General features: G+C 68.9%; 10 protein-coding genes. 4 read left to right on the forward strand and 6 right to left on the reverse strand.

What is annotated here, in order from left to right; genetic code table 11:
* Positions 1-133: 133 nt before the first annotated feature.
* The 3 genes from EDD39_RS23835 to EDD39_RS42185 all read left to right on the forward strand — a co-directional run bounded on the left by EDD39_RS23835 (position 134) and on the right by EDD39_RS42185 (position 3806).
* Entirely contained in the window at positions 134-1936 is a 1803-nt protein-coding gene (locus EDD39_RS23835; RefSeq protein ID WP_123559155.1) for a CocE/NonD family hydrolase, read from the forward strand.
* 4 nt (positions 1937-1940) lie between these two features.
* Positions 1941-3593: a CocE/NonD family hydrolase gene (locus EDD39_RS23840; protein ID WP_162870105.1), complete on the forward strand. Its 1653-nt coding sequence runs from the start codon at positions 1941-1943 to the stop codon at positions 3591-3593.
* A 90-nt stretch (positions 3594-3683) separates the two neighbouring features.
* Positions 3684-3806 carry a hypothetical protein gene (locus EDD39_RS42185; RefSeq protein ID WP_279638409.1) on the forward strand — a complete coding sequence of 41 codons (123 nt, stop codon included), beginning with the start codon at positions 3684-3686 and terminating at the stop codon, positions 3804-3806.
* Positions 3807-3869: 63 nt separating this feature from the next.
* Here the strand turns inward: EDD39_RS42185 and EDD39_RS23845 are convergent, their stop codons facing one another.
* Both EDD39_RS23845 and EDD39_RS23850 read right to left on the reverse strand, forming a co-directional pair.
* Positions 3870-4478, reverse strand: coding sequence for a TetR/AcrR family transcriptional regulator (locus tag EDD39_RS23845; RefSeq protein ID WP_123559159.1), 609 nt, complete (start codon positions 4476-4478; stop codon positions 3870-3872).
* Between the two features lie 132 nt (positions 4479-4610).
* Positions 4611-5777, reverse strand: a complete 1167-nt coding sequence (locus EDD39_RS23850) for an MFS transporter (RefSeq protein WP_123559162.1) — start codon at positions 5775-5777, stop codon at positions 4611-4613.
* A 588-nt stretch (positions 5778-6365) separates the two neighbouring features.
* Between EDD39_RS23850 and EDD39_RS23855 the strand changes: the two genes are divergently transcribed.
* A complete protein-coding gene (locus EDD39_RS23855) occupies positions 6366-7772 on the forward strand; it encodes a M28 family peptidase (protein WP_123559164.1) in 1407 nt (468 codons plus the stop codon).
* Between the two features lie 180 nt (positions 7773-7952).
* On the opposite strand, the gene EDD39_RS23860 is transcribed toward EDD39_RS23855, so the two are convergent.
* The 4 genes from EDD39_RS23860 to EDD39_RS23875 all read right to left on the reverse strand — a co-directional run bounded on the left by EDD39_RS23860 (position 7953) and on the right by EDD39_RS23875 (position 14395).
* The gene (locus EDD39_RS23860; protein ID WP_162870106.1) at positions 7953-9308 is read right to left on the reverse strand and encodes a flavin monoamine oxidase family protein; all 1356 of its coding nucleotides are present in this window, start codon (positions 9306-9308) and stop codon (positions 7953-7955) included.
* 212 nt (positions 9309-9520) lie between these two features.
* Entirely contained in the window at positions 9521-11578 is a 2058-nt protein-coding gene (locus EDD39_RS23865; RefSeq protein WP_162870107.1) for a M28 family peptidase, read from the reverse strand.
* Positions 11579-12479: 901 nt separating this feature from the next.
* Positions 12480-13364 (reverse strand): UTP--glucose-1-phosphate uridylyltransferase GalU, encoded by an 885-nt coding sequence (galU, locus tag EDD39_RS23870; protein ID WP_123559170.1) that lies wholly within the window; start codon positions 13362-13364, stop codon positions 12480-12482.
* Positions 13352-14395: an ABC transporter ATP-binding protein gene (locus EDD39_RS23875; RefSeq protein ID WP_162870108.1), complete on the reverse strand. Its 1044-nt coding sequence runs from the start codon at positions 14393-14395 to the stop codon at positions 13352-13354. The genes galU and EDD39_RS23875 overlap by 13 nt, the downstream gene beginning before the upstream one ends.
* Positions 14396-14400 lie beyond the last annotated feature (5 nt).

Consider the following 14400-nt stretch of genomic DNA (forward strand, 5'->3'; position numbering starts at 1 on the left):
GTCCGGCAGGCCCTAGCGCCCACCAGGCTCTGCCGACTGCAGCCCCCCAGCGCGGCTGTGCCAGTCGACGTTTCGCCGTCGCCCCTGGCACCGATGGGAAACCTGCCCGACTCACAGCGAGAGACCGAGCCCGATGAGTTTCAGGATCGTCGAGAGCGCGTCCGGGGAAAAGGTCCCGGCGAGCGTCTGCGAGTCCGTGGTGGCGATGCGCGACGGCAACGACCTTGCTACGAGCGTCTACCTCCCGGAGGGGGACGGGGTCCACTCCACGATCCTGGTCCGTACGCCTTACGCCAGGTTGGGCCGCCACGCGGTTCTCGAACGCGAGGCGGAGTACTTTCGTGGCCGGGGCTTTGCCTTCGTCACTCAGGGTCTCCGTGACAAGCGCCTCTCGCAGGATGGGGTCGCCTCCTACTCGCAAGAGGTTGCCGACGGCTACGACACCGTGGAGTGGATCACTCGGCAGCCTTGGTCGAACGGCAGCGTCGGGGTTACCGGAAGTTCCTGCAGCGGCTTCACGGCCTGGGCCGCTGTCGCCAGCGGCCACCCCGCCATCAAGGCTGCCGTTCCGAAATCCACGAGCATTGACCTGGGCGCCGGCTACGCCCCGAAAAACCGGCGACAAGGTGTCCCGGTCCTAGCCGCGCTCAAGGACCTGCTGCAGTTCTGGAGCGACCCCGACGGATGCGTCGCAGACGCGGAGCAGGGAGCAGTCAGCGCCGCAGACGCCAGCTCCGAGACGTGTGAACAGATCGTTGAAAGCAGGAGCGCCAAGACCCGGGGCCGACACAGCCCTTACGGTTATCACCATCCCCTCCACGCCACCGCCATTCCGGTCCTGCACTGGCAGTACTGGTACGACCGGGGCTTCGCTCCCTCCGGCCTGCGGGATTGGCGCCACTTCCGTTCCCTGACTTCCACCCGCCACCTGCACTACCTGCGCGCAGGGTCGGCCGATCACGCCGGATTTCGCTTGGAGGACGTCGACGCCGAGGACGAGTACGCCTCCCACCTGAACGGGAGGACACTCGCTGAGAAGATCGTGATGGAATGCGAAGAGGTGGCCGACTTCTTCGACGAGCACCTCAACGGCATCGCCCCCCGACGGCCGCGACCGCAGGCCCGCTGGCACGTGGGCCACGTCGGCTGGCAGTCCTCGCACGAATACCCTCCACCGAGCACACCGCTGACCTTCCACCTGGAAGCGCTACTGGGCGAGCGTGTTCACCGGCTCTCCCGTATCCCGGCAGCGGACCCCGTCGCCTTGTCATGGATCCACGACCCTGGCGACCCCGTCCCCTCCAGCGTCGGCATCGAGTCCATCTGGTACCTGCTGGCGGACTACCCCGACGAGCGCGCACTCCAGGACCGGACGGACGTCCTGACCTTCCGTACCGGCCCGCTGAGCGAAAGCGTCGACTTCGCCGGCCAACCGCTGTTCCACGGCCGAGTCGATCTGCCCTCGGGTTCCGCTCATCTCCACCTCAAGCTCCAGGACGTCCATCCGGACGGAACCACCCGGCCCATCTCCTGGGGGCACACCGCCATAACCCGCGCAGCAGGCCGGAGCGTCACTCTTCCCTTGACGGACAACGCCTACCGGCTGCAGCCGGGCCATCGTCTCCAACTCCAGATCCAGTCCAGCGACTTCCCGCACTTCGGCGTATATCCCGGTGCGCGAGCGAACCCTCGAACCGCTGCGAAGAGGAAAGCCATCAGACAGGTCCTGACTGTCGGCGGCATCCATGGAGCAAGCCTGACTCTCCCCGCCGTTCGACTGGTGCAGGACTCACTGCCTGCTCGGGTTCTCACCGACACCGTGCGCGCCCCTCATCTCACCACCGCGCCCGCTGGCTCATGGCCTCCGTGCCCGCCAGCTGGAAACCTGCCCGCCCGACACCGAAAGACGACAGCCGATGATTTTCAAGATCACTGAGGCCATGACGGCCGAGGAGCCGTCGGAGAACGCCCGCGAGTTCATGGTGACGATGCGCGACGGCGTCGAACTCGCCACCGACGTCTACCTCCCCGACAACGGGGCCGTCCACTCGGCAATCCTGGTGCGCACGCCCTACGACAAGTCGAGCCGCTACACCGCCCTCACCTACGAGGCCGAGTACTTCCGCGCCCGCGGCTTCGCCTTCGTCACCCAGGACGTGCGCGGCAAGTTCCGCTCCCGGGGCGAGACCGTTCCCTACGCTCACGACGTCGCCGACGGCTACGACACCGTGGAGTGGATCACCCACCAGCCCTGGTCGAACGGCAGCGTCGGCGTCACCGGAAACTCCTACTACGGCTTCACCACCTGGGCGGCCGTCGCCAGCGGCCACCCCGCGATCAAGGCGGCCGTCCCGCAGGTCACCGGCATCGACATGGGCGCTGACCACGTCGCCGGGAACTGGAAGCAGGACGTGCCGCGCTTGGCCGCGCTCAAGGACCTGTTGCAGATCTGGACCGACAACAAGGGCTATCTCGCCGAGATCGACTTCGCCGCCGGCGTTCCGGAGATCATCGCCGCCGCGCGCGAGCAGATCGGCGAGTCCTGGGGCGCCAATCACCTGCTCGCCGCCACCGAGACCCTCGACTGGTACAACCCGTACGGGGAGCGCCACCCTTACCACACCACCGGCATCCCGATCCTGCACTGGCAGAACTGGTACGACCCGGGCCTGGCCCCCTCGGGCCTGCGGGACTGGCGCCACTTCCGCTCCCTGGCCTCCACCCGCCACCTGCACTACCTGCGCGTCGGCTCCGCCGACCACGCCGGGTTCCGGCTGGAGGACGTCGACGCCGGCGACGAGCGCAACCCGTACCTGAGCGAGGCCGCACTCACCGAGAAGATCATGACCGAGTGCGGGGAGGTGGCCGACTTCTTCGACGAGCACCTCAACGACGTCGCCCCCGAGCAGCCCCGCCCGCACGCCCGCTGGCACGTGGGCCATGTCGGCTGGCAGTCCTCCCAGGAGTACCCCCCGCCGAGCACGCCGCTGACCTTCCACCTGGAAGCGGTCCTGGGCGAGCAGACCCACCGGCTCTCGCGCCACCCCGCCGCGGACCCCGTCCCCCTCTCCTGGACCCACGACCCCGCCGACCCCGTCCCCTCCACCGTCGACACCGAGGCCATCTGGTACCTGCTGGCGGACTACCCCGACGAGCGCGCCGTCCAGGAGCGCGCCGACGTTCTGACCTTCCGCACCCCGCCGCTCGCGGAGGACACCGACTTCGCCGGCCAGCCCGTCTTCCGCGCCCACGTCGAGCTCTCATCCCCCTCCTCCCACCTCTACCTCAAGCTCCAGGACGTCCACCCGGACGGCACCACCCGCCCCATCTCCTGGGGCCGCGCCGCCCTCACCCCCGAAGCCGGCCGCGAACTCCTCGTCGCCCTCGACGACAACGCCTACCGGCTGCGCGCCGGCCACAGTCTGCAACTGCAGGTCCAGTCCAGCGACTTCCCGCACTTCGGGATCCACCCCGGCACCGACGACAACCCCTGGACCGCCACCGAGAAGCAGCCCACCACACAGTCCCTGACCGTCGGCGGCCTCCACGGAGCGAGCCTGACCCTGCCCGCCATCACCCTCGCGCAGGACTGACCCACCCTGCTCCGGGCCCGCAGCACCGGTCGGGCCCGGAGCTCACTCTGCCGCACCGCCCCCGCGACGACCCCGATCCAGCTGGCCGGGATGCCGTCCCGCATCGAGTTCCGCGACAAACTGCCCTGCGCGCTCAGCGGAAAGGTCCGCAAGACTGCACTCAAGGAGGAGTCCTCCGGACACGGCGTCGTCGATACCCGCCCCGGCGGCTGAACCTGACAGGACGCAGACACAGCGGGCCCCGCACCGTCACGGTGCGGGGCCCAAAGATGTGCTTCAGTGCCCGTGCCCTGTGGGGAGGACGAGCCCCAGGCCGCTTTCCAGGGTGCGCAGGAAGCGCTCCATGGCTTCGATCTGGTGCCGCTCGGGCCAGCTCTCCGGGTGCTCGATCACCGACAGGACCATGCCGCGGGTCCACACCCGCACCAGCTCCACCGTGCCGTCCAGCCGCTCGGCGGGCACCAGGTCCTGCACAGCGCGTCGTACGACCCGGCGCATGGCATCCTCCAGCTCGTCGCCGTAGCCGACGACGACAGGGGAGACGTTGCTCTGCACCACCAGCGCCAGACGCGCGCGCTCCGTGCGCTGCTCGCCCTCGGTCAGCGGCAAGAACCACAGCAGTACCTCGCGCAGGCGCTGGTGCGGGTCCTCGATCCCTGCGAGCTCCTCGGTGAAGGCCACCGACTCCGACACCACCGTCTGCATCACGCCGTTGAGCAGCTCGTCGCGGTTGGCGAAGTAGTGCGTCACCAGAGTGATGGAGCCGCCCATGCGGGTGGCGAGCTTGCGGAGCGTCAGCTCCCGGTAGCCGTCCTCCGCGAGCAGCCCCACCGCGGCGTCGACGATCTCCCTGACGCGCTGGTCCCGGTCGACAGCACGCGGCATGGATGCTCCCAGTTCGATCAGTTGACGTTATATGACGGTCACTATACAGAGTTGCCGCTGGTGAGGACCGGTCCCGGATGGCACGGGTTCGGTGGAAGCCCTGCAGGTTTCCACCGAACACGCGGCGCGCTGTCAACGGAGGAGGCTGGGCTCCAGCGCGGGCTCGCATGCCCTTCCCGCGGTCCGGACAGCCCGAAGGAGCGGTCCGGCGGCCACTGCGGTGGCGAAAGTGAGCACCACGCCGAATGTCGGGGCGCCCCAGGCGTCCAGGATCCAGCCGGCGGGCGCAGTGCCCAGGCCGGTGCCGATGGCCATTCCGGCGCTGGAGGACGCAACCCAGCGCCCGGAGGCGTCGGCAGCCGCTGCCACGGCCAGGACGGAGACGAGCATGCCCATGTAGCAGATCTGCCAAATGATCGCGGCGGCGGAGAACACGACCCCTGACGGGGCCATTGCCAGGACGAGCTTCGCGATGCCCTCGGCTCCGATGAACACCGCGAGGGCGGTCAGCCGCCCCAGGCGGGGGGTGACGGCCTGGCTCACGAACACCCCGACGAGGGAGCCGATGGAGGCGATCGCGAGCACCAGGGAGACGGCGTCGACGGACATGCCTGCGTGGTGCTCTCCGATGATCTCGCTGTAGGACCAGGCGCCTTGGTCGGATGCGCCTAGGAGGATGAGCGCGAGGAGGTAGGGCAGCGGTACGGGGGTGGTGGGTGCGCCGTGTTCGGGCTCCGCGGCGTCGGGTAGTGCCCGCACCAGCCAGAAGACCGGTGCGCAGCAGACGGCCAGGACGGCGAAGCCGGCGGAACCGCCCCATGCGCCCGTGGCTTGGGGGACGGCGAGGACCAGGACGGCCAGGACGATGGTGCCGCCGAGGACGGCGACGTAGGAGGCCCGGTCGGTGTCGGCGGCGGCGGCGATCGCTGCCGTGCCGGCGGCGTTGACCGCGCCCAGACCCGCACCGGCCAGGACGTTGGCGCCGATCAGTACCGCGAGGTCGGGGGCGGTGGCGGCGAGGACGAGTCCGGCGACCGCGGCGAGGACGCCCAGCCCGGCCACGCGGGCGCGGCCGGGGCGCGCCACCCGGGGGGTCAGCAGGAGCGTGGTGACCGCGGTGGTGAACAGCTGCACGGTGGCGACCATGCCGGCGGTGCCGCTGGAGACGTGGAAGCGGTCGATGATCCCCGGTAGCAGGACCGGCATCAGGTTGTTGCCGAGATTTCCCAGCGAGACGCCCGAGATCAAGGCGGCGCCCACCGCCACGCCGACCGCGCGCGCAGTCGGCGTCCGGCTCATCGCACGCTCCTGCGGGCAGAGAGTGCCGCGGAGGGCTCGGTGCCCACCGGTCGTAGCCTCTGAGTCGACATCGGGGCTCTTTTCTCGAACGCCGGAAGCGATCCGGCCGCAAGGGGGTCAGGCAGGCGAGCATGCGGCCCGCGAAGGCGGGTGGGTCAGCTCGTGCCGACAAGGCGATCGGCGGATCCGGCGGGCGGCCGGAACGGCGAGTTCTGCCCGGCAGGGAGGCTCCGAGATCCACCGCGTGACGCGCAAAGATCGTGTGGCTGACGCTGTGAAACAACGCCCTGGTTCATTGATAGAGCAAGTGCTACACAACCGCAAGGCCCGCGTCACACCTCGCCTGCCAGCCCAAACCTCCGCTCGGTCAACCTCCCCCTTTTGTGCATCGAGTGATATAAATAGTGGTGACGGGCCTGTGCCCTCGGGTTCGCGCGGGCAACTGTCCGCGCCGGAGGCACCGCCGCCCGCGCGCAGGGCCCCACCCCATTCACCACTGCGATGAGCGTTGGGTGCGGCATCCGGTCACCGGGCGGCACCGCTCCGGCCGGCCCTCCATCGGAGACCGGCCCCGGGAAGGAAGTACACGTGACCCAGCACCACCCCGGCACCCGCCCCGAGATGCCCGACACCGACACGATCTTCTCGTGGATCAGCGACCTCGCCACCTTCTCCGGCCGCGGCACCCAGACCCTCGACGACCGGCGCTCCGCCGACTACCTCGTCGACGCCTTCACCCGCTTCGGACTCTCCGACATCCAGGTCCAGGAAGCCGACTCCCTCCACTGGCACGCCACCCGCTCCGAACTGACCGTCGCAGGCACCCCCGTCCCCCACGCACCCGCAGCCTTCTCCCACGACACCGGCATCGGCCCGTTCTCCACCGGCGCGGACGGGCTCACCGCGTCGATCGTCGATGTCGGCGACGGCGGTGAGGGCGACTTCGCCGCCGCGGACGTACGCGGCAAGATCGTGCTGTTCAACCTGCGCTTCACCCTTCCCCGCAGCCTCCTGCTGGCGGTCGGCGAGTTCTTCCACGACCCGCACGACACCGTCGACCCTGCGGACATGAACACCGCCAACCCCTACCTCAGCAACTTCGAGGAGGTGCTGGAGCTCGCCATCGGGGCCGGCGCGGTCGGCTTCGTCGGCGTCCTCGCGGACTACTTCGACTCCCACGACATCCGCCCCGAGTACACCGAGGACATCACCATCCCGGGCTTGTGGGTCACCAAGGCCAACGGCGCACGCATCCGCGACCTTGCCGTCGGCGGCGCTAGGGCGACCCTCTGCCTGGAGGGTGAGAAGGTCACCACCCCCGCGCGCACCGTCATCGGCTACCTCCCCGGCGCCAGCGACGACACCATCATGGTCCAGTCCCACCACGACTCCGCCTGGGACGGAGGCGTCGAGGACGCCTCCGGTACCGCCGAGGTCATGGCCCTGGCCCGCTACTACAGCCAGCTCACTCCCCAGCAGCGCCCCAAGACGCTGATGTTCGTGCTGATGGACAGCCACTTCACCGGCTACCAGGCCCACGAGGAGTTCGTCGACACCTTCATCACCAACCCGGCCACGTCCCGGCGGATCGTCGCCAACGTCACCCTCGAACACATCGCCAAGCAGGCCGAGATCGGCCCCGACGGCTCCCTCGTCGTCTACGACCGCCCCGAGTACCGCGGCATCTTCGAGAACGTCAGTGCCCCGCTGAAGGCCGCCATCGAGAACGCCGTCATCACCCACGGCCTGCACCGCACCCTGCGCGTTCCCGCCGACCCGCTCGCCCAGGCCATGGGTGAACTGCCCACCGACGCCGATCTCGTCCACCGAGCCGGAATTCCCATCATCAACCTCATCAGCGGTCCGCTCTACCTCTACGACAAGGCCGACACCATCGACAAGGTCCACAAGCCAGACCTCGTTCCCGTCGCCCTGGCCTTCGCCGACATCATCGACCACCTGGCCGTCACCCCCAGCGACCAGATCCACGCCTGATCCGCACCACACCCCTGTCGCTCCGTCGGCGGGACGGCCGCTCCCTTCCCCCGCGGACGCCCCACCGACGGAGACCCCCCACACCGTGATCGACCGAGCCGGCGCTGCCCCGGGTTCGAACGCGGAGGGACCGCAGGCAGCCGTGTGGGGCCACGCGCCCTCCGGCGCGTGGCCCCCGGGTCAGGCCAGGACCTGGAGGACGCCGTCCGCCACGGTGCTGCCCGCCGCGACCGAGTCGCCGACGGTGTCGGTGATGATGCCGGCCCAGAAGAGGCTGCCGCTGATGGGCTGGTAGAGCCCGTCGAAGTCCCAGTTCGAGTCGAGACCGGGGTAGGCGCCGCGCGCGTACTGGTCCTTCGACCAGTCGTAGGTCGACGCCTTGACGTACTGCAGTCCCGGGTTCCCGGTCGTCTTGCGCACGTGCTCCAGGCCGGCCGCGTGGCGCTGGGCCACCGGAAGGTTCAGGAGCGCCTGCGCTTCCGCGCCCGTCGCCCAGGCGACGACGATCTGACCGCGGAAGTTCGGGGTGCCGACCGAGGCGTTCCAGAGGGACGGCGGGTTCAGCGAGTACGTCTCCAGGAGGTCCCAGTTGGCGGGGATCGACCGGTCCGCCGCGAGTACGGGCTGGGCGAACTCGAAGATGCCCTTGTACACCGCCAGGTACTCGACGTCGTTGATGGCGGCGATACGCGAGGACGGCAGGACCGGGTCGAAGCAGATGGTGTTGCTCTGCAACACACCTGCAGGCACTGCCATGACGGCGGTGCGGGCACGGTACACCTGACCGTCACCAGTGACGATCTCCACGCCCGATCGCCGGTAGGACACGTGCGTGACCGGCCGGTTCAGCAGGATCGAGATGCCGTTGGCGAGCGGGGCGAGGACCTGGTCGTAACCGCCGATCACACGGTAGTCGCCGTCGGGCGAGTAGGGGCCCCGGGAGCCGGTCTTGTCCGCGAAGTCGAGCGTCTCCTGGACGTAGTCGACGATGTTGGTCGCCAGCAGCACGTCGAACTGCTCGGTGTCCGTCTCGATGACGAGCAGGGACAGCGGGTAGTTGCTCCGCGGGATGCCGATGCGCAGCAGCCACGCCTCCGCGGTCTCCGTCGAGGTCGGCTGCGGCAGCCCGTTGGGGAAGCTCGGCTTGCCCTGGGGGAAGTGGCAGAACTCGTAGAAGTTCTGGTCGACCCACTTGGCGTCCTGGGGCGTGAACCGGGAGTACTGCTTGGTGAACTGGTGCGTCGTCAGCCCCTGCGAGACGACCAGGGGCCAGTGGGCGGCGTTCGGGCCGTGGTGGATCAGCTCCGCGCCGCGCTCGATCGGGATGCTCATCGTGGTGCGGTCGGTCCACATGCGTCCGCCGATGCGGTTGCGGGCCTCGAGCACGAGCACCCGCTGGCCGGCGTCGGCCAGCTTGCGCGCGGCGGTGAGCCCGGACGGTCCGGCGCCCACGACGATGGTGTCCCACACGGTGGAGGATCCGGTTGCCGCCCCGAACGCCCGCGAGGAGGCGGCCAGGCCGGTGGCCGAGGCCACGGCGGCGAGAGTTCCGGCGCGGAGGAGCGATCGACGGCTGAGCGATCGACGGCTGAGCCCGTCGGACGGAGTGAGTGCCATGGGTCCTTCCAATCGGTTTGTCATTGCGGGAAGCCGCCCTCGGCGGCTGTAGCTCGGTAGCGGGCTGCTCCGGGCCACCTCGTCCGTGCCCGGTGCCGTTGTCACTTCGGGCCCGGCCGCGGACGAGCAAGTCACTTCAGGTTGTCCACCATCGGCGTCATCGTGTTCAGCGCTGCCGTCATGGCCCTCAGCCGCTCGTCGAGTCCGTCGATGTGGACCGATGTGGTCTGCGCTCCCCGCACGTTGACCCCGCCCACGGCGTTGGCGACGACGCACTGGAGGCCGTTGATCGCACCGGTGAAGTCGCCGGCCTCGATCTGGCGGACCTTGTCGGTGATGTCGACGTGCCAGAACTGGTTGACCTGCCCGCCCCAGTTGCGCAGGTAGTAGTCGGGCAGGTAGCGCTTGAGCTCCGCGGTGTAGACATCCGGGCTGAACTGGAGGCCGACGGAAGTCAGGCCCACCTGTGCGAGTTCCTGGACGGCGGCGTCCGCGTTGGCCGCGCCGCCCTGGAGCAGACCGATGGCCGCCTCCAGGTGGCCGATGTCGCTGAGCGTCTGCTGGAACGGGAAGACGAGGCTGCTGTCGCCCGCGTCGAACCCGGACAGGTGCGTGTACCAGTAGCGCTCCAGGGAGGTGAGCTGGTCGTTGACGGCCGTCCAGCGGGCCGGACTGATGCTGGACCGGCGATCCGCGTACGCGGCGGTGGCCGCCTTGTACTTGCTCACCGCCGCGACCAGCGCGTCGACGGCCTGGGTGTTCGCACCGACGGCCTTGAGGTCGGCAGCTGAGACGCTGGCCGTCAGCTCGTCTGCCTGGCCGTTGATGTCGTGCGGCAGCAGCGCCGTCGAGGCGGACGTCATCGTCCGGACGTAGAACTTGGCCAGCCTGCCGAGGTAGGCGTAGTCGATCAGGCCGGACGTGTCCCGGTCCGTGTGGTTGATGCCCTCGTAGGAGGCGTCCTCGGCCACCGTCACGACGGTGGGCACGCCCGCCGCGGCCCAGGTCGCGCCGTCCTGCCAGAGGGTGAAGGGCTGGGAGGGGTAGTAGCCGCCTTGCAGGAGGTCCCCGGAGGATCCGGCGACCGATGCGAACCACGGAGCGAGGTCGGACGTCGCGCTGGCGATCAGCGGCGAGTCCTGCTGAGGGCTGTCCTCGATGTTGATGACCAGGGCGATGCGTCCGTCGGATCCCGTCCAGCGCTGGGCGGGATCGCTCGCCGAGCTCGAGTGCGACTTGGTCGCCGCCCACCAGGCGCCGGCGAGGTAGTCGTACTGGGTGTCGGTGTAGCCGAACTCCTCGCCGGTCGTGGCCATGAAGATCACGGGGCGCTTGAGCTGGGTGCCGCTCATCTTCATCGCCTTGGCGATCGTCAGGAGCTGTGCGACGCCGGCGGTGTCGTCGAGCCCGCCGCGGAAGTACGCGTCGTGGTGCGCGGAGACGACGATGGCCTTCGCGTTGGGGTCGGTGCCGGGAATCTCGGCGACCACGTTGTAGCCGACACCGCCGCTGGAGGGGTTGGCGAAGTTGTGCATCGTGACGCTCACCTTGCTGGTGACGCTCGCCGGGACGGCCCCGTTGGTGGCGAGGCGCTTCTTCAGCCAGTTGCCGTCGTTCGTGGTGACGAACACGGCGGGCAGCCCGGTCCTGCTCCAGCGGCTCTCGTCGCTGGCGAGTCCGTTGGGGTCCGCGTGGGCGGGCGCGGTGTTGGCGCCGTTGGTGAAGACGACGCCGACCGCACCGCGACGCTTGGCCTCCTCACCGGTCATGTTGAACCAGTAGTCGTCGAACTCGATGTCGACCAGGACCAGCTTGCCCGTGACGTCGACGTCCGCGTAGTCGTCTGCACGCCCCGGGCCGACGTAGACGATCGGTGCCATGAGTGCCCCGTTCGTACCGGGCACGCCCGGGAACTGGGATGCCGTCATCGTCCGGCCCGCAACCGTCACCGAGGCGCCCTTCAGGGCCCATTCGTCCACCGGGACGGGCTCCTTGCGCACGGACGACGCCCCGAGGCCCGTGAACTGGGCGGCGATGTAGTTCGCTGCGGCGTCGTCCGCGGGAGCGCCGGCCATGCGGAAGCCGATGGCCGAGTCGCCGTAGCTGTTGATCGTGTTGACCACGCTCTGCGGGTACTGCTGGCTCAGGAGCTGGTCGACCGCGGCGTCGAAGGGGGACGCTGCCGACAACGACGGCGCCGCCGCCCCTTGCGCGGTTGTCGAGAGGGAGACCAGCAACAGGCTGGCCACAACGGTGAGAACGAGCGATCGCTTCATCGCGGCTCCACATCTGTGAGTGTGGGTCACATGTATATAGCTACCGTTGTATTACGACAACTATACAATCCAAGATTTTTTCGAACGGATTGCCCGTTGCCGTCGGATGCCGTGCTCGCTGGTGAAGGTAGCCCTGCTCTGCGCGGAAAAGATCAACCGGCGGCAGTCATCGTGATGAGATGGACTGCCGCCGGTTCGCCGATCCCGTGCAGGAGCGCTTTCCGGATCTGCGTCGGAATGGTCGGAATTTGAGCGCGTTCGAATCATCGGCGCCGCCGGAGGGCGTGCCGTTCGCGTGTCTCGCGCCCTTGGGCAGGCCGGCTCGGGGCGACCGTGTATCCCCTGTTCCCGCTGGTGAGATAGCTTCCAGTCCGAGGCCGGGCGCGTTGGTTGGACGGCAGGGTGGCCCCGGTGCCGACCCCGACGGGGGTGTCGGATGGTGTGGCCCTTCGGTGGATCGGATCCTTCCTTCGAATGGTCTCCTTCCGATTCGATGGGTGGATATTTATCGGGTCGTCAAGTCGAGTGGCGGGGCAAGTAGCGCTTCCGGCGGTGGAAAGTCTGGCGATTATCCCTTTGGGGGCGGAAGTGTTGCGCCTCGACTGGAGGCGCGTCTTTGCCGGGGTAAGGGCTGGTGCGGCGAATGGCGTGCCAGCAGTCGATGGCAGGTCGTGAGCGGGCGCGGAAAATATGAGTGCAGGCTGTGCTGTCGTTACGGTAAGGCGCAGAATGTGACGGTCGCTGATTTCAATGCTGCCCTGCGCGCATGCCGTGACTCTGGCGCCGGGGTGCGCTCGGAGCTGTCCGGTCGAAGTCAGGACAACGTGGGGGCCTGCTCTCGCAGCCAGGCGCGGAAGGGTTCTCCGAGTTCGGGGTGGGCGCCGGCGAGGTGCACGATCGCCTTCAGGTAGGTCAGACGGTCGCCGGTGTCGTACCGCCGGCCGTTGAAGACCACGGCGTGGACGGGGGCCTTGGCCAGGAGCGTGCCGAGGGCGTCGGTGAGCTGGATCTCACCGCCCTTGCCCGGTGGCGTGCTCCGCAGCTCGTCGAAGACCTCGGGGGCGAGGACGTAGCGTCCGATGACCGCCAGATTGCTGGGTGCGGCGCCTGGGGCCGGCTTCTCCACCAGGCCGGTGACGCGTAGGACGGCAGGGTCTGCGGTGGCGGTGACGTCGGCGCAGCCGTAGAGGTGGATCTGTTCGGGGGGCACTTCCATCAGGGCCAGGACCGAGCCGCCGTAACGCTTCTGGACGTCGATCATCGTGGGGAGGACCTGGTCCCGTGCGTCGATGAGGTCGTCGCCGAGCAGTACGGCGAAGGGCTCGCGGCCCACGTGGAGTTCGGCGCACAGGACGGCGTGGCCGAGACCCCGGGGATCGCCCTGGCGCACGTAGTGGATGCTCGCCAGCGCGCTGGAAGTGCGAACGCTGCTGAGTCTGTCGGTGTCGCCCTTGGCGCGCAGGACGTCCTCCAGTTCGTAGGCGCGATCGAAGTGGTCCTCAAGGGGACGCTTGTTGCGGCCCGTCACCATCAGGACGTCGGTCAGGCCGGCCGACACGGCCTCCTCGACCACGTACTGGATCGCCGGCCGATCGACGACGGGAAGCATCTCTTTGGGCATCGCCTTCGTGGCGGGCAGGAACCGGGTGCCGAGTCCCGCTGCCGGGATGACCACCTTGGTGAGGTTCACGCTGCGGATTCCTCCGGTATCAGGACGGCCCGATCAGGGGGCCAGGTCAGACGGACCGTCGAGCCGGGGGTGGCGGTGAGGGCGCCGGAGGCGGTCACCGCCACGGGCCTGGGCAGGCCCGGAACGGCTACCGCCAGCTGGGAGCGGCCGCCGTAGAAACTGATGTCGATCACGGTGCCAGTCAGCGGACCGTCCTCGGCCAAAGTGATGTTCTCGGGTCGGATCGCCAGGAGTGCCTTCCCGCCGGTACCGACGCCGGTCTCGCAAGGCAGCAAGCCCACGCCGGAGACCTCGAACCCCTGCTCGCGCACGGTGCCGTCGAGCAGGTTGTTCGCGCCGACGAAATCTGCGACGAAGCGGGTTCTGGGCCGTTCGTACAGTGGAACCGGCGGGTCGATCTGCTCGATGCGGCCCGCGTTGAAGACCGCGATGCGGTCGGCCAGTGACATCGCCTCCTCCTGGTCGTGGGTGACCACGACGAAGGTGATGCCGACCTCGTGCTGCAGGCGCTTGAGCTCCAGCTGCATTTCCGCGCGGACCTTCTTGTCGAGGGCCGAAAGGGGTTCGTCCAGGAGCAGGAGACGAGGCCGCTTCACGATGGCGCGTGCCAGTGCCACCCGCTGGCGCTGCCCGCCCGACAACTGGTGAGGACGGCGCCGTGCCGCGCCCGACAGACCGATGGTCTCCAGCACCTCGGTGACACGGGTGCGGATCTCCGGCTTCGGCAGGCCTTCGCGCGCCAGGCCGTAGGCGATGTTCTTCTCGACGGTCATGTGCGGGAAGAGCGCGTAGGACTGGAACATCAAGTTCACCGGGCTGCGGTGGGCAGGGAGGGCGAGGAGATCGGAGCCGTCCAGGGTGACGCCGCCGGAATCGGGTCGCTCGAAGCCGGCGAGGATCCGGAGCAGGGTGGTCTTGCCGCAGCCCGATGGACCGAGGAGGGCGAAGAACTCTCCCGGGGCGATGTCGAGGGTGACGTCGTCGAGGGCCGTCACGTCGCCGAAGCGGCGGGTGACGCCCTGCACGCTCAGCAAGGTCATGCGGT

Origin of the sequence: Kitasatospora cineracea (assembly GCF_003751605.1) — a bacterium.
Classification (GTDB): Bacteria; Actinomycetota; Actinomycetes; order Streptomycetales; family Streptomycetaceae; genus Kitasatospora; species Kitasatospora cineracea.